Annotated in this window: 1 protein-coding gene; it reads left to right on the top strand. The window is 54.9% G+C overall.

The genetic code is table 11. The annotated features are described in order from the left end of the window. On the top strand, positions 1-224 hold a 224-nt coding region (locus tag AF337_RS40260; RefSeq protein ID WP_193393606.1), incomplete at both ends, for a glutathione S-transferase N-terminal domain-containing protein.

Raw genomic sequence — 224 nt, forward strand, 5'->3', positions numbered from 1 at the left:
GTTCTTTGCGCTTGCCGGCATCGAGTGGGAAAGCATTTTCGTTGATTATCTGGGCGGCGAAACGCGAACCGAACAATGGCGAAAAACCATAAACGAACAGGGCGAGGCGCCTGTGCTCGAACATGGGCAAACGAAAATCAGCCAATCGGGGATCATCCTGGACTACTTGTCAGAGGTGACAGGCCACTTTGGGGCGCAGACGGCCGAAGAACGGCGTGACATCA

Source organism: Rhizobium ecuadorense (genome assembly GCF_001187535.1).
GTDB lineage: Bacteria > Pseudomonadota > Alphaproteobacteria > Rhizobiales > Rhizobiaceae > Rhizobium > Rhizobium ecuadorense.